The organism is Ensifer adhaerens, from assembly GCF_000697965.2.
GTDB classification, from domain to species: domain Bacteria; phylum Pseudomonadota; class Alphaproteobacteria; order Rhizobiales; family Rhizobiaceae; genus Ensifer; species Ensifer adhaerens.
The window spans coordinates 184,178-208,751 of sequence record NZ_CP015881.1; the positions used below are offsets into that span (position 1 = coordinate 184,178).

Here is a 24,574-nt window from a genome sequence, read left to right on the forward strand (position 1 = left end):
GTGCCGCCTAGAACAGCGTATAGATGAAGGGGGCGACGGCCGTTCCCTGCGTCAGTACCACCAGGGTTCCGAAGATGGTCGTCATGACCAGGATCGGCAGCAACCAGTATTTCTTCCGGTTGCCCATGTAAGACAGGAGTTCCCTAGCAAGGTCCATTTTCGTGTCCTCTGTCCGATACAATAAGGGATAGGTTCTTCAAATTTCAGAACTGGTTTTTCATCGTTGCCTGGGCTGCTTCGCCCTGTGGCTTGTCGATCCAGTAGGTCTTGGCGTTCTTGTCGAACTGTTCGGTCAGCGCGTCATTGCCGCGAAGCCTGAGATAAATGCCGATCGGCACGAAGGTCGTGACGTAGATCAGGAACATCACGACCGGATTGACGATCTTGAACAGCACAAGGCCGAGCCGCATCCAGAGATGGTTGGCGCGTGTCAGGGTCGAAGGCGCGATCAGGGCCAGCACGACCAGAACCACGCCGATCAGGGCGAGCACAGCCGTTACGGTCGTAATCTCGGAAGCCCGCCACCATTTCACGAGCGCGATCAGGGTAAGGATGCCACCGACGGTGTAGCCGAAACTTCTGTTCGACGGTCCTTCCGGGGGCTTCTCGTTCAGTGGTCCGTGAGAAATGCTCATTGCTATCCACCTCAAAGCGGTTAGCTAAAAAACGCACAATTTTCATTGTGCCGACGAATGAAAAACTCTTTAGTCATTTATATTGGGAGAATATGAGCGGCAAATACTGGGGTAGGTCAATATGCCAATGGATATAGAGGGTCATATCCGGCTTACGATTCTTGGCGCGATCTTCTGATACTCGGGTTGATGTCCGCCGGTCGGCCCTGTTCCAGGGCTTGCCTGCAGCAGTGCAAGGTTCGTGTGGTCCGGGCGCGCGCGCGTAACCTTGGCTATACTGGTGGCGAATGCATTTGAGCGCTGGAAGAGACGAGCGTATGCTGACGACACTTGAATATGCTGATTGCAGCGGCTGCCAGGGCCGTGCCGTCCTCGTCGTCGAAGATGCGGTCGGCGACGGTCGGTGGCCGCGATTTGATTTATTCTCGCTCGTCACGCGCAGGGTTGTTTTCAAAGGGGCGGCGCAGAGCGGAGACTTGGCATGAAGCTAGAGCCGTCAAACCGTTTCAGCGCCCGCCGCGTGAGCCCGACGGCGGCCGCTCCACCACACGGTGCCGGCGCGCCGATGGATCTGGACCAGGCGTCCGGCCGCAAGGTCTGGACGAACACCTTCCGAGCTCGTTCCGACAAGGTGATCGCCGTCGGGCGCATTCTGCTGGCGCTCGGCAGCGTCTGGATCGCCTGGCTCGATTCCGTTCACGTGCCGCTGCCGCCAGAGCCCATCTACTTCCTGCTGATCGGCTATCTCTTCTATGCCATCGCGGCCGCCTTCCTCGTCTGGCGCACGGAGATTTCGCGCGTGCGCGGCACGCTGGTGCGTCACATCATCGATGTCGCGGCGTTTGCGATCTTCATGTCGATGACCGACGGCCCGGCAAGCCCGTTCTTCATGCTGATGCCGTTCACTTTGCTGTCCGCGACGCTGCACTGGCGCTGGCGCGGGGCGCTCTACACCGGTCTCGTCTGCCTGGCGGCCCTGCTCTACCTCGGTTACTTCGATGCCGGCGATATGCTCGATCCGGATGCCGATACGACGACGAACGCCTCGCGGATCCTCTTCATCTTCGTTGCGGCTGCGCTGCTCGTCTGGCTGGGCGCACACCAGGAGGCGGTCCGGGCCGAGCTTCTTCGGCTGGTGCAGCGAACACCGAGCCAGCCGCGGGGACGCGAGTGGCCGGCGCGCGCGGCCCTCGATTATGCCGCCCATGTCATGCTGGTTCCGCGGGCCCTCTTGTTGTGGACCGATGCGGAGGAGCCCTGGACCTATGCGGCCCTGTGGAACGAAGGCGAACTCGAGGTCATGCAGATGCCGCCCGATGCCTTCGGTACCTGGACGGACGAAAAATTGCTGCGCAGCAGCCTGCTTGTCACCGAGGCCGCGCGTGGTCGCGTTCTCGTGCATATCGGCGAGGGGCGGTTTCATCAATGGTCGGATCCCGATCCCCCGATCTCGCCAGCGCTTGTGGAAGCTTTCAACATCAACGCCGCGGTCTCGACCTTCTTCCAGGTCGACGATCTGCAGGCGCGCCTCTTCGTTCTGGAGCCGCCTGCGCTCACGCTCGATGACGTGGCGATCGCGGAGATCATCGCCGACAGGATCAAGGCGCTGTTCGAACAGGCGATCCTGGTTAGACGCCTGAGTGACGAGGCGGCCGTCGACGAGCGCATCCGCATCGGCCGCGACCTGCACGACGGGGTGCTTCAGGCGCTTGCGGGCACAGCACTGCAGCTTCAGTCGCTGCGCAAGCTCAAGGATGCGGGGCCGGATGTGCTTGCTGAACGCCTCGAGGCCATCCAGGCGATGCTGCTCGAAGAACAGCGGGAGCTTCGCGGCTTCATCCGCGCGCTCGAGCCGGGTGGCAATCTCCAGGCTACCGGCGAAATGCAGCTCGAGCGTCAACTGGAAGCGGTGGCCGCACGGCTGCGGCAGCAATGGCAGATCGACGTCTCGATCGCCTTCGACCCGCCGTCCGGCATCGACCTGCCGCTGGCGCTGACCTACGAGCTTGCGCGCATGACGTCCGAAGCGACCGCCAACGCGGTCAGGCACGGCGGCGCGCAGAAGGTCAGGATCACGCTCAGCATCGACAACGGATCGATCGTGCTGACGATCGACGACGACGGGGTCGGCTTCGGTTATGGTGAGCGTCTTGACCATGCCGAGCTTGAACGAGAAAAAATCGGACCGCGGAGCCTGCGTGAACGGGCGGCAGCGCGTGGCGGAAAACTTGCGATCGAAAGGATAGCGGAATGGACTCGAGTGGTCGTCATGCTGCCAATGCCGCAATAGCGTTGCGCGCGGTCGTCGTCGACGATCATCTGATCGTGCTCGACGGGCTTCGCCGGCTGATCGAGACCGTGCCCGGCTGGGAGGTGGTGGCGACCTGCGAGCGTGCGACCGATGCGCTGCAGGTTCTGTCCGAGCGGGGCGCCGATATCGTCGTCGCAGATCTTCGCATGCCGCATATGGACGGGCTCGAATTCATACGCCGGGTGCGCAGCGCCCACCGACAGCAGATCGCGATCGTCATCCTGACGGCTGATATCGGTGACGATCAGGTTGCCGAAGCGATCCGGCTCGGAGTGAACGGCATCGTCCTCAAGGAACAGGCCCCGGACACCCTGCTCGACTGCATGAATGTCGTGGCCAGCGGCAAGACCTATTTCCAGGATCAGGCGCTGAAGTCCGCGATCGAGCGGATACGCGCGCAGGAGGCCGTTGAGACCCGGGGCGTCGACCTCCTGACACAGCGCGAGATCGAGGTCTCGCGGCTGGCGGCCTCGGGGATCCGCAGCAAGGAGATCGGTGCCCGGCTCGGCATATCGCCGGGCACGGTCAAGCTGCATCTCCACAGCATCTACAGCAAGCTCGGAATCTCGACGCGCGTCGAGCTGGCCAATCTGGCGAACCGGCTCCCGAAGAGCCCACTATGACGGCGTCGCCCGCGCTTGCAGGCCCCCTGCTTCTGGCCTGAGCCTCCCCTTTCGAAAACATCCAGCCCGCGACGAGACGCCGCGACCGGCGCTTTCTGCCGCAAGCGAACTGTAAGAAACAGGGCCGGAGTATATCCATCTGGATATATTCAGAACGAAAATCCTAGGATAGAGTTCGGAATTGTAAGGCGTCTCCGGCAGAGAAGTGAAACCTCCGAAGCTCATGTCGCTATATAACGAATAAGTTCATGTTTTCGTATTCTGAAGATATTGACGGTGTTCTTCTCTGTTCCGGAGAGCCACTATGCATGTTCAAAGTGTTATTGAAATAGCTGAAACAGACGGTCGGCTTCCGGTCGAGATAATCATAAAGGGTTATCGTTTGAGCCAGAAGCGGCTTACCGTCTTCGTTTTAAACGAGGTGACGCCGGCCGCGGTCAACCGGATCCTGGATCCCGTGGTGCCGACGTTGCCTCTTTTCATTCCTGGCGTGCTTTACGTCAAGATTTCGGATGATGCCCGCGTGCGGGAAGCGGTCGAGACGGCGGATGTCGTCTATGCCGCGACCAGCCTGTTTCGCGATCAGTTGACCGGCTACGGGACTTTGCCCGGGCTGCTTCGACCGATCGAGCTCCTGCGGCCGGATTCCTCCAAGCGCATCCGGCTCGCAGATACTGGCGAACACGCAGGCTCCGACGAACCGAAGCGTCCCTCCGTCGCAAAGACATCGAGGCGCACGACCACCTATCTCGCCAGCCTGGCACGGTCCTATTGGCGCGAGGCCGGAAGCGCCTGAACCGGGCGATGCGGCAATCATCCGAAATGCTTCAACACAGATCGCACAATCAAGGTGTCAGCTGACATGCCCCGAAAAGCCGAACGTCAGGATGCGCTCAACAACAACAATCCGACGGCGACGCCTGCGGATTTCATCGATCAGAACAAGCCTCAATCGAGCGGAATCCTGCAACGCATGCGCCGTTCGCGCAATTTCGGCGGTGTCATGGATGGGCTGATCATTCTCGTTTCGGGACTTGTCGCCATTCTGCTGTGCGAACTGCTGCTGCGTCTGGTGCCGAGCCTGCAGCTTCCGGTCGGCGAGGGCGAATATGTCTATTGCGGCGTGCCGCGGGGGCGGCATCAGTCGCACGCGCTCTACGGCTATACGGAAATACCGGGCAACAGCTACTTCGAGCGTTTCAGCCCGCTCGATCCTTGGAACCGCGTCCAGATCAACCGCGACGGTTTCCGCGACAATGCGACGGGCACGGGTTCGCCGGTGTTCGTCCTCGGCGATTCCATGGTGCGCGGCTCGCTCGTCAAGGAAAGCGAAACCTTCAGCTCGCTCCTGAACGCATGGCACCCGCAACTGCTGCTCAAGAACTACGGCACCGGCGGCTACGGCCAGCCGAACGAGATCCGGGTCTATGAGGACAAGGGCCACAGCATCCCTCATAACCTCGTCGTCGTCGGGCTCTCGCTCAGCACCGACCTTGAGGACAATGCCGAGCGTGCGGTTCTGACGCCCTCGTCCATCGATATCACGGTCGAGCCGGCCGGTAGCGGAACCAAGAAGCCCAGCCTCGCTTTGCAGGCACATCTGTACCTGTGGCAGAACAGCAAGCTCTACAACTGGTTCTACTCGACCCTGCTCAGACCCTATGTTGGCGACCGGGCGTCCCGGCGTGACATCGGCCATGCGATCGAGCTGACGCGGCGCCTGTTCGTCCGGCTTGCCGACGATGCCCGCGCCAACGGCGCCGAGCTGCTCGTCGTCATCCTCCCGGGCTGGGCGGAACTGGTTGGTCGCGACGACGGCCTGCAGCCGGAAAAGCAGCGCGAAATGATCAAGGCGCTCGCCGCTGCGACGCCCGGAGTGTACGTGGTCGATCCGACCGAAAAGCTCTCCGCCAACGATCCGATGAAAACCTATGGCATCGGCGACAAGCACCTTTCTCCGCTCGGACATTTTCTTGTGGCCGAGGCGATCGACCAGTGGCTGGTCAATGATTGGAGCGGCGGCAAGGGCCTGACGGTCGGCGAGCACCAGTTCGTAAAAACCGCTCCGGTGGAGCCAGATTGCCTGAAGTTTTCTCAGGTCGGACAGTAATCGGCGGACCTGAAAGGAAGATCCGATGAATTCCAATGTAACACGCGTCGTTCAAATGGAACAAAACAGCGTCCGGAAATCCTCCATTCTCAAGCGAGCCCTGCTTGCGGTTCTCGCGACGGCTTTCAGCCTCGCCCTTTGCGGCCTCATGATCGAAGGCATGGCGCGCACCGTCTTCGACAACGGCATGGATTTCGACCTCGAGATGTGGAAATACGCCCGCGACCTGAAACGGGTCAGCGCCGAGCCGGCGATCGGCCACGAGCATATTCCCAATTCGAGCGGCGTCTTCATGGGTGTGCCGGTCAGCATCAACTCGATCGGCCTGCGCAACCGCGAAATCGGCCCGGTTGCCGCCGGGACGACGCGGGTGATGATGCTCGGGGATTCGCTGACCTTCGGCTGGGGCGTCAAAGAGGAAGATACGCCCTCCAGGCTGCTGGAAACGGTCCTCAACGGCGGCAGCCAGGGGGCGCCGAAATACGAGGTGATCAACACCGGTGTCGGCAACTACAACACCCAGATGGAAGTCGCCTATTTCATGACCAAGGGCGTCGAGCTCAAGCCGGACGTGGTCGTCCTCAACTATTTCATCAACGATGCCGAGCCGACGCCGCGCCGTCACGAGGTCGGCTGGGGCGAGTATTCGCAGGCCTATGTCGTACTCGCCTCGGCGGTCGACAAAATCTCGCGCATCTTCCTCGGTCGGGCGGACTGGAAGGCCTATTACCGGGGCCTCTATGAAGACGACCAGCCCGGCTGGACGGAAGGGCAGGATGCCATGCGGCGGCTGATCAGCTTCTGCCGCGAACGTGGCATCAAGCTCGTGCTCGTCAACTATCCCGAACTGCATGAAGTCAAGCAGTATCCGTTCCCGGAAGTCACCGGCGCGGTCGAGAAGATCGCCGAAAGCGAGGGGGTTCCCTTCCTCGATCTTCGCCCCTCGGTCGAGGATCTCGTTCCCGAAACGCTGTGGGTATCGCCATCGGATGCGCACCCGAACCGGATCGCCAACGAGCGCTTCGCCGCCGCGATCGCCGGAACGCTGGAACGCTCCTATCCGGACCTCTTCGCCGGAGCCGGATCGGTCGCCAAGGTCCAGCCGTGAGGCTAGCGCGACCGGCTGCTGAACGTCCTGGTCGGAGACATGCGCGTCAAAAATCGACGATCAGGTTTGCGCGGCCGGCACTCGACCGCGCGCCGTCGCCGAATTCGCCGAGATAGGTGATTGCCAGCCGCGCGGATTTGGAGAGCCGGGCGGAAATGCCCGCTTCCACCACCAGCGCATCGCGCGCGATGGGCACGCCTGCGATGGTGAAGGGGCTGGCATCGGCAAAGGCAAGGCGCGCGGACGGCGAAAGGTCGCCTTCCGCATGGCGCCAGCCGAGCATGCCGGAGGCTGAGATCGGCATTTGGTCTATCGGCAGATTCGCCCACCAGCGCACGCCGATGGTCGTAAGCATGGCGTCGTCAGTGGCACCTTCTGCCGAGAGCGCCGCCGAACCACCGTTTTCCTTGAACGCATCGGTATCGAGATAGACATAGGCCAGGTTTGCGAACGGCTGAAGCCTGATGTCGTCTGCGCTGAGCGTGAAGGAAAGGTCGGCGAACACCTGGGCAACAGTGCTGTCGTAGTCGGCGGTCAGGCGGTCTGTGAACGAGCCGAAGGCGAGGTCACGCTCCGACGAAACCTCGTTGTGGCTATAGATCGCGCCGCCTGCAAGGTTCAGCGCCCCGATGTTCCCATATCCGTAGAGGCCCGCATGGTAAGCATCGACACGCGCCTGCGGCTGAACGGTGAGATGGCTGTAGCCGAGGATCCCACCGAGGCGCCAATCGTCGGAAACCGCCGTATCAGCGCCGACGAGGGCACCCGCCGTGCGGTTACCGATAGCGGCTGCGTTGCCGTCACCGGACAAATGGCCCGCGCCTGCAAAACCCGACGTCCAGAAGACGGCGTCCTCGGTTTCCTGAAGGGTCGAGACGGCCGAGCCCGCGCGCTCCAGAATGGCGTCCCGCGGAAAACGGCTGTCCCACATCAGCGCGCTCTTGACTGAGGCGTGTACCTCGCCGCTCAGCTGGGAAAAGGCGCTTGCGGCCGTTGCATCATCCAGCGAGAGCACGGCCAGCGTGAGCGGGCTCGTGACGCCCAGCGCTTCGACAGCGCTTGCTGCTGCGCGCCCATTGGCGGTTTCTGCGAGGTCCGCGAACGCAACGTCGTTCCGGTCGAGCCTCAGATCGATGCCGGTGGCGCCATAGGTCAGCGTCGGCGACAGGAACGCAAGATTGCTTGTCACCGCATCGAACCGGCCGCTGACAGTGCCGGCGGAAGCGATCGTGTAGCTCGTCGACGGGTCATAGACGCCGCTGCCGGCGAGGACCGCTAGCCTGCCGCCCTCAAGCGAAAGCGCGCCCGAAACGGCCAGGCGGTCGGATTGCCCCGCCGCATCCACATCCACCTGATAGATCGAGCCCGAACGGAACGTCAGGTCGCCGTTGACGGTGGCAACCGCGATGCCCGGGCCGGGAGAGACCACGCCGCCGGCATTGACCGTCAGGCTGCCGACGATGCCGCTGCCGGACAAGAGACCGCCGTCGAAGATTTCGACCGTCCCGGCGACCGTACCCTGGTTGACGAGAGCGCCGCCCGTGATGTTCGCCGCGCCGCTGATCGTGCCGGTGTTTTGGAAGAGGCCGCCGCTGTTTGCGAGCGAAGCGATGGTTCCGTCGTTCGACCCGGTGCCGGCGTTGGAAACTGCCCCGGCAGTCGCGCCGCTGTTATTGGTGAAAGTGCCGTTGGCACCGATCTCGACGTCGGCGAGCGCCGCATTGTTGACGACGCTGCCGCCGGCGACGGTTGTCTTTCCGGTCACCGTGCCGTTGCCGTTGTTGGTGAAGGATCCGCCATCGTTGCGCACGGAAGCGATGGTTCCGGCATTGGACAGGGTGCCGGCGTTGGTGACGTTGGCGGCCACGGCGCCGCTGTTGTTGACGAAGGCTGCCGCGGCCGCGACGTCGGCGTCGCTAACGACGAAATTGTTCGTCACGGTGCCGCCTGTAACCGTCGTCTTGCCGGTGACTGTGCCACCGGCATTGTTGGCGAAGTTTCCGGCTGTGTTGGTAAGTCCGGCGATCGTGCCGGCATTCGACGCGGCGCCGCTGTTGGTGACCGCGCCGGCGCTTGCCCCCGACGTGTTCGTGAAGGTGCCGCCCGCGCCGACGGTGACCGTACCGAGGGTCGCGTTGTTGTTGACGGCGCCGCCAGAGACCGTGGTTTCGCCGGTCACTTCGCCGCCGAAATTGTTCGTGAAGCTTCCGGCGTCGTTGCGCACCGATGCGATGGTGCCAGCGTTCGAGACCGTGCCGGCGTTGGTAATCGCGCCCGCAGTTGCGCCATTGTTGTTGACGAAGGCGGCCGCTGCCGCGACATCCGCGTCGGTGACGACGAAGTTGTTGGTGACGGTTCCGCCCGCCACCGTCGTTTTCCCGGTGATCGTGCCGCCGGTATTGTTGGTGAAGTTCCCCTGGGTGTTCGTCAGCGAGCCCATGGTTCCGGCGTTGGAGGCGGTGCCGGCATTCACCGTCGCGCCGGCGACGGCGCCGGTGTTGTTCACGAAAGTGCCCCCAGCCGAGACTTTGACGTCACCAACCTCGCCGTTGTTGGAAAGCGACGTGGCGCTGCCGACGCTGGCGCTGTCCAGCGTTCCGTTCACCGACACGTTGCCGTTGTTCAGCGTCAGCCTTCCGTTGAGGTCCCCATCGATCGACAGGCTGCCGCCGTTCAGCTCGACATTGGAGGTGAGTGCGCCGCCCGCGTTGATGCTGACGCTCCCGGAATTGATCGTGCTACCGTTGGTGACGGTCAGCGCGCCGGTGTTGGAGATGGTGACATTGCCGCCGTCGACGCCAAGCTGGCGGATCGTACGGCCGTCGTTGACCTGCGGAGAGCCGGTGTTGACCTCCGCTGCGTCGCTCGCGCCGGGCAGGGCGGGCGCCCAGTTCGCGCCGTTGCCGAATTCGTTGTCGGCTCCCCCGGTCCAAACGGACTGGGCAAGCGCCGGTGTCGAGACGGCAAGAGAGGCTAGTGCCGTGAAAAGGCCGAGGCGTTTGGAAAGGACCGCGAGCGGTGTTTGTCGCATGGGTGCCGCCGGTGCTACGAACGCTCGCGAATCAGCCAGCGGAATGGGTAGCTTTGGCTATCTAATCATGGTTAACGATTTACTACCACCGTTGCTCCCGGGCCGGATGGGCCACCGCCATCGCCCGGTGGCAGAGCCGAAAGTCTCGGCTCCGCTTGCCCTTTGAAGCCGCCGGGAAACGCATGATCAACTGAGCGGGAAGCCCATGGCCGAGACCATCTTGAGCCACGGCCTGCGCCAGCCACCGGACTTGTCGGCGGTGTCGAGCGCATACATGGTGATCTGGGCGCCGAGCCAGCGGAACGGCTCGGGTGGGATCGTATTCGGAAGGCTGGTGGCGAAATCCAGCCGGCTCTCCGGGGTCTTCGAGCCGTCGAGGATATCGAGCGCTATGCGCGCGCCGAAACGTGAGGCCGAGACGCCGAAGCCAGAATAGCCGCCGGCATAAACGACCTTTTCGTCATGGTAACGCTGGAAGTGTACGGCCATGCGGGTGCTGAGGTCGATCGGCCCGCTCCAGGCATGGCTGAAGCGCAGGCCTTCGAGCTGTGGAAAGGTGTCGAAGAAAGCGGCGGCAAGGGGCTCATAGGTATCGAGTTCCCGGTCGATCGACGGAAACGGATCGCCGGCGAAGGCATAGGCGAGGCGGCCGCCGAAGATGATCCGGTTGTCCTTGGTGAGCCGCATGTAGTTCATCTGGGTGCGAGTGTCGTAAACGCCCTGACGATGGCTCCAGCCGATCGCTGCCATCTGCTCCGCTGACAGGGGCTCTGTCGCCAGCACCCGATCGCGCACGGCGACGACCCTGTTTTTGATCTTCCTGTGGCCGGCGGCAAAGGCGTTGGTGGCGAGCAGCACCTTCGGCGCGGTCACGCTGCCGGAAGCCGCGTGTGCCTTCATCCGGTCGCCGAGGTCTTCAAGGCCTGTCAGTTCGGTGTTTTCGAAGATCCGTACGCCGAGCGTGAGCGCGACCCGTTTCAGTCCGAACGCCAGCAGCGCCGGATGCACCGTGCCGCAGATATGCTTCGACCAGACGCCGGCCTTGTAGCGCGGCGAATTGATTTCGGCGCGGACGGCGCTCTGATCGAGGAAGACCGCCTGGTGGCCGTACTTCAGGTGAAGCTCGTGCTCCTCGTGCAGCGCTTCGATATGGGCGTCGTCGACCGCGACCGTTAGCTCCCCGCCCCACTCGGCATGACAGTCGATCGCATGCTCCTCAAGCGTCTTGAGAAAGCCGTGCATGTTCTCCTGGCCGAGCTTCTCGAGCGCTGCGATGTCTTTCGGGAAAATGCGCACGGCGTTCGACAGCCCGTGCATGACCGAGGTTGAGACGACACCGCCCGGCCGACCCGAGGCGCCGTTGGCGACCGAGCCTTTCTCGATCAGAATGACGTCGATCTCGGGCTGGCGCTGCTTTGCCTGGATGGCGCCCCACAACCCGGTAAAGCCGCCACCCACAACGAGAAGGTCGGCCTTCAGATGACGCGTCAGTCGCTCTCGCGGCTCGGGCGCATCCGGCCGGTCGAGCCAGAAGGGCGTCATCGTCACGTCTGCAAGGGCTTTGTTTCTTACCTGGGTCATGAGGACGGCTCACATCACTTCGCGGCAGGGGCGGTGTAGAGGACGTAGACCTTGCGCATCGTCTCCAGCACTTCGAAACGCACTTCGACGCCGGCTGGAAGCACGTAGCTTTCGCCCGCCGAAAAGGTCTCGACCGAGCCATCCGGGTTGGTGATCGCGACCTTGCCAGAGAGGATGACGCTGTATTCATTGCCATCGGGATAGGAGAGCATTTCCGCATAGGGCGTCGACTGCCACGTGCCGATGACGACGGCCTTATCGGGGCTTTCGAAATGAACGTCGCCGAGCTCGTCCGCAAAGCCCGAAAGGATCGCCTCCGGCGGCACGACGCTGCATTTTTCAAGCGCGTTGAGGCCGACACCATCGCGCCCGAGTTTGATGACCTTCGACATGTTCACTCCAGTTCAGAAAGACGAGCGCCAAGTCGATCGGCCGCGCGCCAGGGTTTCGTTGTTTCATTCTTCTACGGAACGATGGGATGTCCGAGATCAATATGCCGTCTCGACAGTCACGTGCCGCCTTGCCTGCCGCGGATCTACTGTGCGGCTTGCATCATTTTTCTAGGCGTCGGTATCGCTGCTCGGAATACGCCAAAGGGCTAGGTTCGCTCCGAGGCGGGCCATCCGTGCCGCGCCGCAAGGCCTTGCCCCGCCGGATGTCGGCCACCTATGCCGTTGTTTTGGTTCGCCAAAAGATAGTTTTGGAAATCCCGTAGTGAAATTCCGTTACTTGCGACCAACCCAACCTTCGCCTAGTCTGCGCTTGGAGGAGAACAATATGAACGACGATACGATCATCAAAGTCTGCGCGCCGGCGCAGCAGGTGTCCGGTGTAGGCGATCTGGCGCTGTCGCTGATGGAGGGGGTGGGCCGTTCGGATTTCCAGGACCGGCTGACACATTCGCTCAAGCGGCACATTGCGATCGATGCCGGTCTGATGCTCCTCTATCGACGCGACGCCGCGCCGAAGATCCTGTTTAACGACTGGCGCACGGACAGGGGGCTGTCGGATATTCGCGCCTATCTGCAGGGGCCGTACCGGATGGATCCGTTCTACCGGCTGGCGCTCGACAATGGCGACGACGGGCTTTATCGCCTGCGGCAAATCGATCCGTCCTTCGACCGGTCGCAGTACTACCGCGACTACTACCGGCATTCGGGCCTGCACGACGAATTCAACGTCTTCATCGGCATCGATGCCGACACGAAGATCGCAATCTCTCTGGCGCGCCGCCATGCGCACGCGGCCTTCAGCGGCGAAGATCAGGATTTCCTGCAGAATGCGGCGCCGCTCATCAGCATGGCCGTGCTTCGGCATTATCGCGACCTCAGACCCGAAGGCCTGGGCGACGACGGCTCGCCGCTTCAAAGCGCCCTGGCGCAGGCGGTGCGCAATTTTGGCCGCAGCCTGCTGACCGATCGCGAGTGCCAGGTGGCGCAGATGATCCTGCGCGGTTACTCGGTCAAGGGTGCTGCCGAAAAGCTCGGCATCTCGCCGGCGACCGTCAAGCTGCATCGCCGCAACCTCTACGCCAAGCTCGACATCACTTCGCAGACGGCATTGTTCTCGCTGTTTATCGATGCCGTGTCTTCGGCAAGCAATGCCTTCGAGGATCCGCTGGCCACGTATCTTTCGCCGGCTGGCGCGCTGAGGCCGCACTGACCCGGCGCATTTGTCGGGAATTCCGGGTAAGTCTATCTTCCTCAGAGTTACCTCAAGCCGCGGCGCTCACCCGTTGTTCGGAGCGCCGCGAGACCAGTTGAGCGGCCACCAATCCAAACACGACGATGCCGAGGATAATCGTCGAGATCGCGTTGATCTCCGGCGTCACGCCGAACTTGATCTGTGAATAGATCTTCATCGGCAGGGTCGATGCACCCGGCCCGGTCGTGAAGCTCGAGATGACCAGGTCGTCCAGCGACAGGGTGAAGGACAGCAGCCAGGCGGAGACGAGCGCCGGGATCATGTTCGGTAAGGCGACGCTGACGAACGCCTTTGCCGGAGGGCAGCCGAGATCGCGCGCCGCCTCCTCCAATGACGGGTCGAGTTCGACCAGCCGCGATTGCAGCACGACAGTCGCAAAACAGAGCGTGAAGGTGGTGTGCGCCAGCGTGATGGTGAGCGGCCCGCGGTCGATCCCGAGCGTCACGAACATCAGAAGCATCGACACGGCCATCACCACCTCGGGCATCACCATCGGGGCGAGCAGCATGCCGTTCAGCAGTGCCCGGCCACGGAAGCGACGCAGCCGCACCATGACGATGGCGGCAAGCGTGCCGAGAAGGGTGGCGGCGGTGGCCGAGACCGCCGCGACCAGGAAGCTGACTTTCGCGCCCTCGATGATCGAGGGATTGTTGAGAACAGTCGCATACCATTGGGTGGAGAAGCCGCCCCAGACCGTCACGAGCTTCGAGCCGTTGAAGCTGTAGACGACGAGCACGACGATAGGCAGATAGAGGAAGGCAAGACCGAACAGGATCGACAGCCGATTGAACCAGCGTGGTTTTGTCATGGCTTGCTCCTCAGCCTTGTTCACGCGATTGGCGCGACTGGAAATAGACGATCGGTACGACCAGCAGAGCGAGCAAGACGATGGTCACGGCAGCGGCCATCGGCCAGTCGCGGTTGTTGAAGAATTCGAGCCAGATGGCGCGGCCGATCATCTGCGTGTCGGCGCCACCCAAGAGATCCGGGATCACGAATTCACCGACGACCGGGATGAAGACCAGCGCGCAGCCCGCGAGCACGCCGGGCAGGCTCAACGGGAAGGTGACCCGCCAGAAGGCGGAGATGCGCGAGCAGCCGAGATCGCGCGCCGCCTCGATCAAAGTCCGATCGGCGCTGCTCAAGGTCGAATAGATCGGCAGCACCATGAAGGGCAGGTAGGTGTAGACGATGCCGATATAGATCGCCGTCTCGGTGTTGAGGATTCGCAGCGGCTCGCTGATCAGCCCGATCTTTAAAAGCAGCGCGTTCAAAAGACCGTCGTTCCTGAGAATGCTCATCCAGGAATAGACGCGGATCAGCATCGAGCTCCAGAACGGCACGATCACCAGAAAGACCAGCAGGGACCTGGAGGAGGGCGAGCAGGACGCGATGCCATAGGCGAGGGGATAGGCGATGAAGAGCATGGCAGCCGTGGAGATCGCCGCGATCTTGAGGCTCGTCAGATACGCCAGAAGATAGGTGTCGTCGGTCAGCACATAGAGGAAATTCTCGAAATTGAGCCTAAGGTTCAGGATCGAGCCGTCCCAGGCGGTCAGCGGCTCGAATGGCGGCATGCCGAGGCGGACGGTCGAAAGGCTGATACCGGCAACCAGCGCGAAGGGCGCGAGGAACAACACGAGCAGCCAGGCATAGGGGATGGCGATCAGCAGGCGCTTGCCCCAGTTCGCCTTTGCGGAGGGGGCGGCTGCGGAAGAATGGGCGATGGAAGACAAGGGTCGACCTCCTATTCGGCCAGCAGCCGGCTTGCCTGCGGCGGCCAGTTTGCGAACACGCGGTCGCCGACGCGAAGATCGCTCTCGGCGCCGAGATTGACCCGGCGCGCGTCGAGCGTCGCGCCCGACTTCAGCCGCACGCGGTAGTGTCTCTCGACACCGGTATAGGTGAGCTGTTCCACGGTGCCTTCGAGGCCGCTGCCCGAAGTTGTAAGCTCTACCCGTTCAGGGCGGACCGAAACCCAGAACGGCCGGTCGAGCGCCACCCGGTCGGTGAAGGCGGCGCGGACACCGCCGCCGGCCTCATCGCTTTCGATCCGCAGTTCTTCGCCATCGCGTTCCGATCGTCCGCCGGCAAAGACATTGGTTTCGCCAAGGAATTTCGCGACGTAGCGCGACCGCGGCGCCTCGTAGACGTCTGACGGCGAGCCGACCTGCAGCACCTGTCCCTGCTTCATGATGGCGATGCGGGTGGAAACGGTCATCGCCTCGTGCTGATCATGGGTGACGATGATGAAGGTGAGGCCGAGTTCGCGTTGCAGGCGGACGAGTTCGAGTTGGGTTTCGGTGCGCAGGTTCTTGTCGAGCGCGCCCAAGGGCTCGTCAAGCAGCAACACCTTCGGCCGCTTGACCAGTGCGCGGGCGAGCGCCACGCGCTGGCGCTGGCCGCCGGAAAGCTGCGCCGGCTTGCGATCGAGCAGTGCGGTCAGCTGCAGCTTTTCCGAGACCTCGTCGATCCGCTTCCTGATCTCGCTCTTGTCGAGACCGTCCTGGTGCAATCCGAAGGCGATGTTCTTGCCGACCGTCAGATGCGGAAAGAGCGCGTAGGATTGGAACATCATGTTGGTCGGACGCCGATGCGCCGGAACGTCGGTGACGTCGGCGCCTTCCAGCCTGATCGCGCCCGAGGTCGGCGTCTCGAAGCCGGCGATCATCCGCAGCAGCGTCGACTTTCCGCAGCCGGAGGGCCCAAGGAGCGAGAAGAATTCGCCCCTCTCGATGCCGAGGTTGATGTTGTTGACGGCCGTGACGACGCCATAGGACTTCGCCAGGTTTTCGATCGAAATATAGGATGGCACGGGATCTGGTCCTGCTGTTGACGGTTGGCCTATTGGCCGGCCCGGAATGCTGACCAGACGCGGGTGCGCTCGCGCGTCTGGCGCGGTGGCAGCGACTTGTCGACGAAGAGCTTGGAACGGACCTCGGCAGGCGGATAGATGTTCGGGTTGTCTCGGATGCCGGCGTCGACCTCTGCCGTCGCCGCGGCATTGGCGTTGGCGTAAAAGACGCGATTGCTGATCGCGGCGACTGTCTTCGGCTCGAGGATATAGTCGATGAAAGCCAGCGCCTGTTCCGGATCCGGTGCGTCGGCCGGGATCGCCATCGTGTCGAAGGAAATGATCGTGCCTTCCTTCGGGATCGAGTAGGCGACCGCAACACCGGTCTCCGCCTCTTCGGCGCGGGCCGCTGCAATGCCGGCGTCGCCGCTCCACATCAGCGCCAGGCAGAGCTGGCCGGAGGCCATGTCGGCCACGAGCTGGCCGCTTTGCATGTGCCGGATAAAGGGGCGCAGCTTCAGCAGCAGTTCCTTGGCTTTGTCGAGATCCTCCGCCTGTGTGGAATAGGGATCGAGGCCGAGATAGTTGAGCGCGATCGGGATCACCTCGTTCGGCGCATCGACGATGCCGATGCCGCAGTCCTGGAATTTCTGGGCGATCTCGGGCTTGAAGAACATGTCGAGGCTATTGACCGGTGCCTCGGGCAGGCGCTCGTTGACCAGCTTGGCGTTGTAGGCAACGCCCGTCGTCAGCCACATGTAGGGAACGAGATACTTGTTCTCCGGGTCGTGCTCGGCGACAAGCTTCAACAGGTCCTTGTCGAGATTGCCGTAGTTCTTGAGCGCTGTGACATCGATCGGCTTCAGTGCGCCGGACTGGATCAGGCGCTCGCCGACCGTGGCGCTCGGGAAGGCGACGTCGAAACCGCTGCCGCCGGCAAGCAGCCGGGTTTCAAGCACTTCAAGGGAATCGTAGAAGTCCACCCGAGTTTCAACGCTGGTCTTCGCCTGGAAATTCGAAACGGTGTCTTCGGCGAAGTAGTCGGAGAAATTGTAGATGAACAGCTTGTCCTGCGCCTGGGCGGTCGTTGAGGCCGCAATGGCGGCGAGCGACGCGGCGAACATGGAGCGCAGGGCGGTGCGGGTTAACTTTTGCATGGTTCCTCCCAAGAACAGCGTATTTTTGTTTTCGCCAAAGTGATTGGCGGGTCCTTTGAGGGCAACACTCCCTTTGGCTAGGTGTGGGAGACGCGGCGGCGTCGTAAACGGCAATCGACGCCGGCCTTTGCCGCATCGGGCATGTTTGTTTGACCGCGATCGAAGTAACGTTCGATCGAAGGGCATTTCTCGGGTGGCAATGGCTGCTAGGGTTCCGGCGACAGAAAGGGAGAACTTCCATGGACGAAAAATTCAACCAGCCGCTGGGCGGCAACGATATGCCCCGCTTCGGCGGCCCCGGCACGATGATGCGTCTTCCCACCGCGACCTCGGCTGAAGGCCTCGACGCCTGCTTCGTTGGCATCCCCATGGATATCGGCGCGTCCAACCGGTCTGGTACGCGCTACGGACCGCGCCAGATCCGCGCGGAATCCGTGATGATCCGTCCCTACAACATGGCGACCGGCGCCGCCCCGTTCGAAAGCCTGCAGGTCGCCGATATCGGCGACATCGCCATCAACACCTTCAACCTGCCGGCCAATATGGAGATCATCACCCGCGGCATCCGCGAGATCCTTAAGCATGACTGTATCCCGCTGACCCTCGGCGGCGATCACACGATCAGCTACCCGATCCTGAAGGCGATTGCCGAAAAACACGGGCCGGTCGCCCTCATCCATGTCGATGCGCATGCGGATATCAACGACACGATGTTCGGCGAGAAGATCGCGCACGGCACGCCGTTCCGTCGCGCCTATGAGGACGGCTGCCTCAATCCCAATCTCGTCTTCCAGATCGGCCTGCGCGGCACCGGCTATGCTTCCGACGATTTCGACTGGTCGCGCGACAGGGGCTTCACCGTCGTCCCGGCCGAGGAATGCTGGCACAAGTCGCTGGTGCCGCTGATCGAAGGCATCCGCGCGAAGATCGGCAACCACAAGACCTACCTGACCTTCGACATCGATAGCCTTGATCCGGCCTATGCGCCGGGCACCGGCACGCCCGAGATCGGGGGCCTTACCGTCATCCAGGCACTCGAGATCATCCGCGGCTGCCGCGGTCTCAACCTGGTCGGCGCCGATCTCGTCGAGGTGAGCCCGCCCTTCGACACGACTGGAACGACCGCGATCACCGCGGCGAACCTGCTTTATGAAATGCTCTGCGTGCTGCCGGGGGTGAAGTACAAGCGGTAACGGCTCCGGCAAGCTTGATTGCGGATTGGCAGGAGGCCGGAGGCGGCCTCCTTTCCGAAAACCTTTCGAACGCCTTTAGCGCTTTGCCGGGCGCAGACGCCCCCAGATCGGCGCGACGACATTACCCAAGACGACGATCGTGATGGCGCCGACGACGAGGGCGAGCAGTGCCTGCTGTGCCGAGGTCGCAAACCAGCCGACGAGCCCGGGCGCGAACTGAAGCGCCTGCGCGACATGCTCGGAGATGTCGTGGATGAAATGTTCAGGCCCGGCCTCGCCAAGTTGCGCCATGCCGTGCACGAGAATGCTGCCCCCGACCCACAGCATGGCGGCGGTGCCGATGGCGGCGAGAGCCTTGAGGAACACGGGCATGCCGAGCACCAGTCCGCGGCCGAGCGGCCGCAGGAGCGCGACGGGGTTTTTGGCAAGCGCGACGCCGGCGTCGTCGGCCTTCACGATCAAGCCGACCGCTCCGTAGACGGCAAGCGTGATGAGGATGCCGACCCCGGCCAGAACTGCTGCCTGTGTGTAGATGCTGGCGTCGGCAACGGTCGAGAGCGTCAGTGCCATGATCTCGGCGGAAAGAATGAAGTCGGTTCGGATGGCGCCCGCAACCTTCTCGTTTTCGAGCGCTACCGGATCGCTCGTCGCGCCGAGCACGGCTTCCTCATGTGCGTGGGCGGCATGGGGGAAGAGGGCACCATAGAGCTTCTCGGCGCCCTCGTAGCAGAGATAGATGCCGCCGAGCATGAGCAGCGGCGTGATCGCCCAGGGTGCGAAGTAGCCGAGCAGAAGGGCTCCCGGCAGAAGGAAGAGCAGCTTGTTCTTGAGCGAGCCGAAGGCGATCCGCGCGATGATCGGCAGTTCCCGTTCCGGCGTCAGGCCAACGACATAGCGTGGCGTCACGGCCGCATCGTCGATCACGACGCCAGCGGCCTTGGTGCTGGCCTTCACCGTCTGGGCGGCAACGTCGTCAAGCGAGGCCGCAGCCATCTTGGCGATCGCAGTGATGTCGTCGAGGAGGGCGATGAGACCTGTGGCCATCGATGGCTGAACCCTTTGAGAGAAATCCGAAAAACACGGCAGTTAAGTCGCCAGTAACCACCATAGCGTGTCGAGTCAACGGCGCCGCGGTTGCACCCCGTCACCCAGTCTGCGTCGCGGAGGCCCTCGTGTGCCAGAGGAGGGCGTCTCGCTCGTTCTTCAAAACGTGATCAACCACGCCCGACTGTGCCATTGACGCACACCTCGTTTCGATTTACGACTGACGAAATACGAAATTCGTCAGTCGTAAATCGAAAGGCCAGCGATGCCGGTGAGCAACGATATCGTCGTCGACCAGACACGGCAGGACAACATCACGCGCATCCTCGATGCAGCGGAGGGGCTGTTCCGGCACTTCGGCTACAGCAAGACCAATGTTGCCGACATCGCCCGCGAGCTCGGCATGTCGCCGGCAAACATCTACCGTTTCTTTGCCTCGAAGACCGAGATCCACCAGGCGCTTTGCGCGCGCATGCTCGCGGCCAGCTACCAGATGGCGCAGGAGATCTGCCAGTTGCCGCTGAGCGCGAGCGAGCGCCTGCACCGCTACGTCCACGCACAGCACAAAATGACGGTCGAACTGATGCTCGACGACACGAAGGTGCACGAGATGGTGATCGTTGCCATCGAACGCGAGTGGCACGTCATCGACAAGCACATCGACAGGATCGACGCGCTCCTCGCCGACGTCATCCGCGAGGGGATTGCCGCGGGCGAGTTTCGCGACCAGGACGCCGATGCCGCGTCCCGTTGCTTTGGGGCGGCGACCGTCACGCTTTGCCACCCGCAAATGGTCGCCCAGTGTCTGAGCAAGACGAACCGCGCAAGCCCGGAAGAGCTGGTCGAGTTCGCGATCAACGCATTGAAAATTTAGCAGAAATATTTCCGGCGCGGCTTCGGCCTGCGCCAGCCTGTTTTGGGAGTGCGAACATGTTTAAGCTCATAGAATTTCGCCGCCGTACTTCATTTTTTGCCACTGCTGCACTCCTCTCGATGCTCGCGGCGACACTGGCCGGCTGCTCGCAGGAAAAGACCGAAGCCACTGCGGTGGTGCGCCCGGTCAAGGTCGTCGAGATTGCTGAGGCCGACACGGCCCGCCAGCTCAGCTATTCCGGCTCCGTGCGGGCACGGACCGAAATGAACCTCGGCTTCCGCGTCAGCGGCAAGATCGTCGAGCGGGTCGTCAATGTCGGCGACCGCGTAAAGGTCGGCGATCTGCTCGCCCGCGTCGACGCCACCGATTATGAGCTCGCCGTGCGCAGCGCTTCGGCCAATCTGGAAGCGGCCGAGCGTCAGGTCGAGACAGTCAAGCTGGTGCGCGATCGCGCCGAACAACTGCTCGCCCGAAAATTTGCCTCGCAGGCCCAATTCGATCAGTCGGTGCTGAGCTACAATCAGGCCGTGGCGACGCGCGACGCTGCGAAGTCGGCGCTGTCGCAGGTGGAGAACCAGGTGACCTATACGAACCTCGTCTCCGACCGGCCGGGCATCGTCACCACGATCAATGCCGATGTCGGCCAGGTCGTCGGTTCGGGCACGCCTGTCGCGACTGTCGCCGTCGAAGGCGAAAAGGAAGTGCAGGTCGCCGTGCCCGAGACGGAGATCGCCAATTTCAAGACCGGCCTGCCGGTCAAGGTCGGGCTCTGGTCCGACACCGGGTTGTCGCTTGACGGCACGGTACGCGAGGTGGCGGGCAGCGCCGACCCGCAGTCGCGGACCTTTTCCGTGCGGGTAAGCCTGCCGAACGATCCGCGGGTTCTGCTCGGCATGACCGCGACCGTCGAGGCGTCGGCCGGCAACGGCAAGCCTTACGTCTCGGTCCCTTTGAGCGCGCTTGCACAGAAGGACGGCTACACCATCGTCTGGGTTGTCGATCGCGGCACCGAAACCGTCAGCAGCCGTCCCGTCACGCTTTCCGACTTCACCGCTGACGGCGTGCGCGTCACCGATGGGCTTGAGGTCGGCGACCTTGTCGTTGCTGCCGGGACGCAGTTCATGGCCGACGATCTCAAGGTGACGATCTCGAACGCGACGACGCAGCACTCCGCTTCGGCCCAGGCCGAAGTCCCGCTCCTGCGCTGACACTCGAAAACCGCGGAACCGAGCCGATGACCACCTCCTCTTCCGACGAAAACCGGCCCTTCAACCTTTCGCGCTGGGCGATCGCGCACCCGAGCATGGCGCGCTTCCTGTTCGGCCTCATCATCCTTGCCGGCGTCTTCGGCCTGATGCGCATGGGGCAGAAGGAAGACCCGGACTTCACCTTCCGCGTGATGGTCGTGCAGGCCTTCTGGCCGGGGGCCTCGATCGAGGAGATGCAGGACCAGGTCGTCAACAAGATCGAGCGCAAGCTGCAGGAAACGCCGCATCTCGATTTCGTGCGCTCCTATACGCGTGCCGGCAGCGCGATCATCACGTTGCAGGTCGAAGGCGACACCAATGCCGAACAGGTGGCGGATGCCTTCTACCAGGTCCGCAAGAAGGTCGGTGACATCTCCAACGAACTGCCCGAAGGTTTGCTCGGTCCCTATTTCAACGACGAGTTCGGCGACACCTTCATCACACTGCATTCGCTGAGCGGCGAAGGCTACAGCTATCCGGAGCTGAAGAAGTTCGCGATCCAGGCGCGTGACATGCTTTTGACGACGCCCGGCGTCGAGAAGGCCGTCATCATCGGCGACCAGCCGGAGAAGATCTATATCGACGTCTCATCCAATGCGCTGGCCGAGCGCGGGCTGACGCTCAACGACCTGCGCAGCACGATTGCCGGCCAGAACAACATCGACCCGGCCGGCGCGGTCGATACCGGCACGCGCTCGGTGCGCATCTCGGTCGAAGGCAGTCTTGACAAGGTGGAGGACCTGAAGAACCTGAGGCTTCGCGCCGGCGGCCAGATCACCCGACTTGGCGATATCGCCACGGTCAGCTCCGGTCTCGAAGATCCCTATTCGCGCAAATTCCGTTTCAACGGTGAAGACAGCGTCCAGATCGGCGTCGTCATGGCCAAGGGCTTCAAGGTGACCGATGTCGGCAACGCGGTGGAGGCGACCTATCAGCACTTCGAAGCGTCGCTGCCCTATGGCGTCAAGGTCGACCAGGTCTCCAACCAGCCTGAAGTGGTCAAGGAAGCCGTCGGCGAATTCATGAAGGCGCTCGGCGAGGCGCTGGCGATCGTGCTCGTCGTGTCGTTCCTGTCGATCGGCTGGCGCTCGGGCCTGGTGATCGCGATCACCATTCCGCTGGTGCTGGCTGCAACCTTCGCCATCATGTACGAGCTCGGCATCGACCTGCAGCGCATCTCGCTCGGCGCACTGATCATTGCGCTCGGCCTTCTGGTCGACGACGCCATGATCGTGGTCGAGATGATGGAACGAAAGCTGGAAGAGGGCTTGGTGAAGGTCGAGGCTGCGAGCTTCGCCTATACCTCCACTGCCTTCCCGATGCTGACCGGAACGCTGATCACCACGGCCGGCTTCATTCCCGTCGGTTTTGCCGCTTCGACCGCCGGGGAGTATGTGCGCTCGCTGTTCTACGTGGTCGGCATCGCGCTCGTCGTCTCGTGGTTCGTTGCCGTCTATTTCACCCCCTGGCTCGGCAATATGCTCCTGAAGCAGCGCAGCCACGCCGGCAATCATCACGACGTCTTCGACACGCGCTTCTACCGTCGCCTGCGCACGACGGTCACCTGGGCCGTGCGCCATCGCATCATCGTGCTGTCGACGACGCTCGCCCTCTTCTTCGTCAGCCTCTGGGCCTTCCAGTTCATTCCGAAGAACTTCTTCCCGCAGTCGTCGCGGCCGGAGATCCTCGTCGATCTCTGGCTGCCCGAGGGCACCAGCATCAAGGAAGTCGAGAAGCAGGCCAAGGCACTCGAAGCCCGCATGATGGACGACGAGGACAAGCGCTTCATCGCCACCTATATTGGCGAGGGCGCGCCGCGCTTCTTCCTGCCGCTCGACCAGCAGCTTCGCAATCCGAACTTTGCCCAGCTTCTCGTGATGGCCAAGGACGAGCCGGCGCGCGAACGGTTGATCGCCAAGATGCGCGGAATTCTAGCTGCCGACTTCCCCTCGATCCGCGCCAAGGTCGATCGCCTGTTCCTGGGCCCGCCAACCGGCTGGCCGGTGCAGATGCGCATCATGGGGCCGGATCGCGACGAAGTCAGGCGTATTGCCGATCGCGTCAAGGCGAAGTTCCACGAGAACCCGCTGCTCGGCGCCGTGCACGACGACTGGCTGGAGCCGGTGCCGGGCATGAAGCTGGTGATCGACCAGGACCGCGCCCGCGCGCTCGGGGTCACCTCGCAGCGCATTCGCCAGATACTGCAGGCAAGCGTCACGGGTGCGCCGCTCGACAATTTCCGCGATGGCGAGGAGACGGTGGCGATCGTTGCCCGCGAGCCCGCTGAAAGCCGCAAGCTGCTGAGTTCGGTCGACTCCATATACATCCCGACCGACTTCGGTGGCTTCGTACCGCTTTCGCAGGTTGCCAAGGTCGTGCCGGTGCTCGAGCAGGGCATCGAATGGCGCCGCGACCGCCTGCCGACGATCACCGTGCGCGGCACCCTGCCGGATGGTGTGCAGCCGAACGACGTGGCGATGAAGATGTTTGGCGAAATGCAGCCGCTGCGCGACAGCCTGCCCGCCGGCTACTCGATCGCCATCCAAGGGGGCGCGGAGGACTCTGCCGAAAGCCAGGCCTCGATCGCCGCCAAGGCGCCGATCATGCTCGGCGTCATCGTCATCCTGCTGATGATCCAGCTGCAGCATTTCGGCAAGGCGATGCTGGTTCTCGCGACCGGTCCGCTCGGCATCATCGGTGCGGCTGCTGCCCTTTTGATCAGCGGTGCGCCTTTCGGCTTCGTTGCGATCCTGGGCGTCATTGCGCTGCTCGGCATCATCATGCGCAACTCGATCATCCTCGTCGACCAGATCGACCAGGATATCGCCGCGGGCATGGACCGCGCCGAGGCGATCATCGGCTCCGCCGTCAGGCGTTTCCGGCCGATCACGCTTACCGCCTTGACGGCCGTGCTGGCGCTGATCCCGATCTCGCGCGGTGTCTTCTGGGGGCCGCTCGCCTACGCCATGATGGGTGGCATCCTGGTCGCGACCGTGCTGACCATCCTGGTTCTGCCGGCGGGCTATGCGCTCTTCTTCGGTCGCGAACCGAAGAAGAGCTCCGTCGAGCCTGAGACGCCGGCAAGCCTTGAGGCCGAGGACACGAAGACCGTAGCCTATCCCGCAGCCGTGGCGGCGGAGTAGGGCCACGGCTCCGTTCAGG

21 protein-coding genes are annotated in these 24,574 nt (G+C 62.8%); 11 read left to right on the top strand and 10 right to left on the bottom strand.

Translation table 11 applies throughout. The annotated features are described in order from the left end of the window. Positions 1-7: 7 nt before the first annotated feature. Complete coding sequence (locus tag FA04_RS35685) at positions 8-157, bottom strand: DUF5989 family protein (protein WP_089043047.1); 150 nt, start codon at positions 155-157, stop codon at positions 8-10. Between the two features lie 46 nt (positions 158-203). Next, positions 204-635, bottom strand: a complete 432-nt coding sequence (locus tag FA04_RS20590) for an SxtJ family membrane protein (protein ID WP_034789693.1) — start codon at positions 633-635, stop codon at positions 204-206. Positions 636-952: 317 nt separating this feature from the next. Between FA04_RS20590 and FA04_RS35275 the strand changes: the two genes are divergently transcribed. The 6 genes from FA04_RS35275 to FA04_RS20615 all read left to right on the top strand — a co-directional run bounded on the left by FA04_RS35275 (position 953) and on the right by FA04_RS20615 (position 6,787). Next, positions 953-1,120, top strand: a complete 168-nt coding sequence (locus FA04_RS35275; RefSeq protein ID WP_156400694.1) for a hypothetical protein — start codon at positions 953-955, stop codon at positions 1,118-1,120. Next, a complete protein-coding gene (locus tag FA04_RS20595) occupies positions 1,117-2,925 on the top strand; it encodes a sensor histidine kinase (RefSeq protein ID WP_082566252.1) in 1,809 nt (602 codons plus the stop codon). Before FA04_RS35275 ends, FA04_RS20595 begins: the two co-directional genes overlap by 4 nt. After that, the gene (locus FA04_RS20600) at positions 2,886-3,569 is read left to right on the top strand and encodes a response regulator (protein WP_034789687.1); all 684 of its coding nucleotides are present in this window, start codon (positions 2,886-2,888) and stop codon (positions 3,567-3,569) included. Before FA04_RS20595 ends, FA04_RS20600 begins: the two co-directional genes overlap by 40 nt. Positions 3,570-3,951: 382 nt before the next feature. Continuing rightward, a complete protein-coding gene (locus FA04_RS20605; RefSeq protein WP_060519282.1) occupies positions 3,952-4,365 on the top strand; it encodes a hypothetical protein in 414 nt (137 codons plus the stop codon). Positions 4,366-4,431: 66 nt separating this feature from the next. Beyond that, a complete protein-coding gene (locus FA04_RS20610) occupies positions 4,432-5,679 on the top strand; it encodes an SGNH/GDSL hydrolase family protein (protein WP_034789684.1) in 1,248 nt (415 codons plus the stop codon). A 25-nt stretch (positions 5,680-5,704) separates the two neighbouring features. Then, complete coding sequence (locus FA04_RS20615) at positions 5,705-6,787, top strand: SGNH/GDSL hydrolase family protein (RefSeq protein ID WP_060519284.1); 1,083 nt, start codon at positions 5,705-5,707, stop codon at positions 6,785-6,787. Positions 6,788-6,833: 46 nt separating this feature from the next. Here FA04_RS20615 and FA04_RS20620 read toward each other — a convergent pair whose 3' ends face one another. From FA04_RS20620 to FA04_RS20630, 3 genes are all read right to left on the bottom strand, one after another. Beyond that, positions 6,834-9,818, bottom strand: coding sequence for an autotransporter outer membrane beta-barrel domain-containing protein (locus FA04_RS20620; protein WP_034789678.1), 2,985 nt, complete (start codon positions 9,816-9,818; stop codon positions 6,834-6,836). Positions 9,819-10,004: 186 nt separating this feature from the next. Then, positions 10,005-11,399: an NAD(P)/FAD-dependent oxidoreductase gene (locus tag FA04_RS20625; protein WP_034789670.1), complete on the bottom strand. Its 1,395-nt coding sequence runs from the start codon at positions 11,397-11,399 to the stop codon at positions 10,005-10,007. 14 nt (positions 11,400-11,413) lie between these two features. Further along, entirely contained in the window at positions 11,414-11,791 is a 378-nt protein-coding gene (locus FA04_RS20630) for a cupin domain-containing protein (protein ID WP_051659170.1), read from the bottom strand. A 385-nt stretch (positions 11,792-12,176) separates the two neighbouring features. Between FA04_RS20630 and FA04_RS20635 the strand changes: the two genes are divergently transcribed. Then, positions 12,177-13,061: a helix-turn-helix transcriptional regulator gene (locus tag FA04_RS20635; protein ID WP_051659169.1), complete on the top strand. Its 885-nt coding sequence runs from the start codon at positions 12,177-12,179 to the stop codon at positions 13,059-13,061. Positions 13,062-13,113: 52 nt separating this feature from the next. On the opposite strand, the gene FA04_RS20640 is transcribed toward FA04_RS20635, so the two are convergent. From FA04_RS20640 to FA04_RS20655, 4 genes are read right to left on the bottom strand one after another with little or no spacing between them, the layout of a single operon-like run. Further along, a complete protein-coding gene (locus FA04_RS20640) occupies positions 13,114-13,911 on the bottom strand; it encodes an ABC transporter permease (RefSeq protein WP_034789668.1) in 798 nt (265 codons plus the stop codon). Positions 13,912-13,921: 10 nt separating this feature from the next. After that, positions 13,922-14,830, bottom strand: coding sequence for an ABC transporter permease subunit (locus tag FA04_RS20645; RefSeq protein ID WP_051659178.1), 909 nt, complete (start codon positions 14,828-14,830; stop codon positions 13,922-13,924). Between the two features lie 20 nt (positions 14,831-14,850). After that, entirely contained in the window at positions 14,851-15,918 is a 1,068-nt protein-coding gene (locus FA04_RS20650; protein ID WP_234798796.1) for an ABC transporter ATP-binding protein, read from the bottom strand. Positions 15,919-15,947: 29 nt separating this feature from the next. Then, a complete protein-coding gene (locus FA04_RS20655; protein ID WP_034789666.1) occupies positions 15,948-17,054 on the bottom strand; it encodes an extracellular solute-binding protein in 1,107 nt (368 codons plus the stop codon). Between the two features lie 239 nt (positions 17,055-17,293). Here FA04_RS20655 and speB point away from each other — a divergent pair, with 239 nt between their 5' ends. Beyond that, on the top strand, positions 17,294-18,247 hold the full coding sequence (gene speB, locus FA04_RS20660; RefSeq protein ID WP_034789665.1) for an agmatinase: 954 nt from the start codon (positions 17,294-17,296) through the stop codon (positions 18,245-18,247). Positions 18,248-18,322: 75 nt separating this feature from the next. On the opposite strand, the gene FA04_RS20665 is transcribed toward speB, so the two are convergent. Beyond that, a complete protein-coding gene (locus tag FA04_RS20665; protein WP_034789661.1) occupies positions 18,323-19,291 on the bottom strand; it encodes a DUF808 domain-containing protein in 969 nt (322 codons plus the stop codon). A gap of 265 nt (positions 19,292-19,556) precedes the next feature. Between FA04_RS20665 and FA04_RS20670 the strand changes: the two genes are divergently transcribed. From FA04_RS20670 to FA04_RS20680, 3 genes are read left to right on the top strand one after another with little or no spacing between them, the layout of a single operon-like run. After that, positions 19,557-20,165: a TetR/AcrR family transcriptional regulator gene (locus FA04_RS20670; RefSeq protein ID WP_034789660.1), complete on the top strand. Its 609-nt coding sequence runs from the start codon at positions 19,557-19,559 to the stop codon at positions 20,163-20,165. 56 nt (positions 20,166-20,221) lie between these two features. Further along, positions 20,222-21,373 carry an efflux RND transporter periplasmic adaptor subunit gene (locus FA04_RS20675; RefSeq protein ID WP_082572805.1) on the top strand — a complete coding sequence of 384 codons (1,152 nt, stop codon included), beginning with the start codon at positions 20,222-20,224 and terminating at the stop codon, positions 21,371-21,373. Positions 21,374-21,399: 26 nt separating this feature from the next. Next, the gene (locus FA04_RS20680; RefSeq protein WP_034789658.1) at positions 21,400-24,555 is read left to right on the top strand and encodes an efflux RND transporter permease subunit; all 3,156 of its coding nucleotides are present in this window, start codon (positions 21,400-21,402) and stop codon (positions 24,553-24,555) included. The last annotated feature ends 19 nt before the right edge of the window (positions 24,556-24,574 follow it).

Excerpts from the sequence above, each read along its gene's own strand:
- FA04_RS20625 (WP_034789670.1), bottom strand. The coding sequence starts at position 11,399 with ATGACCCAGGTAAGAAACAAAGCCCTTGCAGACGTGACGATGACGCCC.
- FA04_RS20630 (WP_051659170.1), bottom strand. The coding sequence starts at position 11,791 with ATGTCGAAGGTCATCAAACTCGGGCGCGATGGTGTCGGCCTCAACGCG.
- FA04_RS20640 (WP_034789668.1), bottom strand. The coding sequence starts at position 13,911 with ATGACAAAACCACGCTGGTTCAATCGGCTGTCGATCCTGTTCGGTCTT.
- FA04_RS35275 (WP_156400694.1), top strand. The coding sequence starts at position 953 with ATGCTGACGACACTTGAATATGCTGATTGCAGCGGCTGCCAGGGCCGT.
- FA04_RS20600 (WP_034789687.1), top strand. The coding sequence starts at position 2,886 with ATGGACTCGAGTGGTCGTCATGCTGCCAATGCCGCAATAGCGTTGCGC.
- FA04_RS20610 (WP_034789684.1), top strand. The coding sequence starts at position 4,432 with ATGCCCCGAAAAGCCGAACGTCAGGATGCGCTCAACAACAACAATCCG.
- FA04_RS20655 (WP_034789666.1), bottom strand. The coding sequence starts at position 17,054 with ATGCAAAAGTTAACCCGCACCGCCCTGCGCTCCATGTTCGCCGCGTCG.
- FA04_RS35685 (WP_089043047.1), bottom strand. The coding sequence starts at position 157 with ATGGACCTTGCTAGGGAACTCCTGTCTTACATGGGCAACCGGAAGAAA.
- speB (WP_034789665.1), top strand. The coding sequence starts at position 17,294 with ATGGACGAAAAATTCAACCAGCCGCTGGGCGGCAACGATATGCCCCGC.
- FA04_RS20620 (WP_034789678.1), bottom strand. The coding sequence starts at position 9,818 with ATGCGACAAACACCGCTCGCGGTCCTTTCCAAACGCCTCGGCCTTTTC.
- FA04_RS20670 (WP_034789660.1), top strand. The coding sequence starts at position 19,557 with ATGCCGGTGAGCAACGATATCGTCGTCGACCAGACACGGCAGGACAAC.
- FA04_RS20675 (WP_082572805.1), top strand. The coding sequence starts at position 20,222 with ATGTTTAAGCTCATAGAATTTCGCCGCCGTACTTCATTTTTTGCCACT.
- FA04_RS20615 (WP_060519284.1), top strand. The coding sequence starts at position 5,705 with ATGAATTCCAATGTAACACGCGTCGTTCAAATGGAACAAAACAGCGTC.
- FA04_RS20595 (WP_082566252.1), top strand. The coding sequence starts at position 1,117 with ATGAAGCTAGAGCCGTCAAACCGTTTCAGCGCCCGCCGCGTGAGCCCG.
- FA04_RS20635 (WP_051659169.1), top strand. The coding sequence starts at position 12,177 with ATGAACGACGATACGATCATCAAAGTCTGCGCGCCGGCGCAGCAGGTG.
- FA04_RS20680 (WP_034789658.1), top strand. The coding sequence starts at position 21,400 with ATGACCACCTCCTCTTCCGACGAAAACCGGCCCTTCAACCTTTCGCGC.
- FA04_RS20590 (WP_034789693.1), bottom strand. The coding sequence starts at position 635 with ATGAGCATTTCTCACGGACCACTGAACGAGAAGCCCCCGGAAGGACCG.
- FA04_RS20665 (WP_034789661.1), bottom strand. The coding sequence starts at position 19,291 with ATGGCCACAGGTCTCATCGCCCTCCTCGACGACATCACTGCGATCGCC.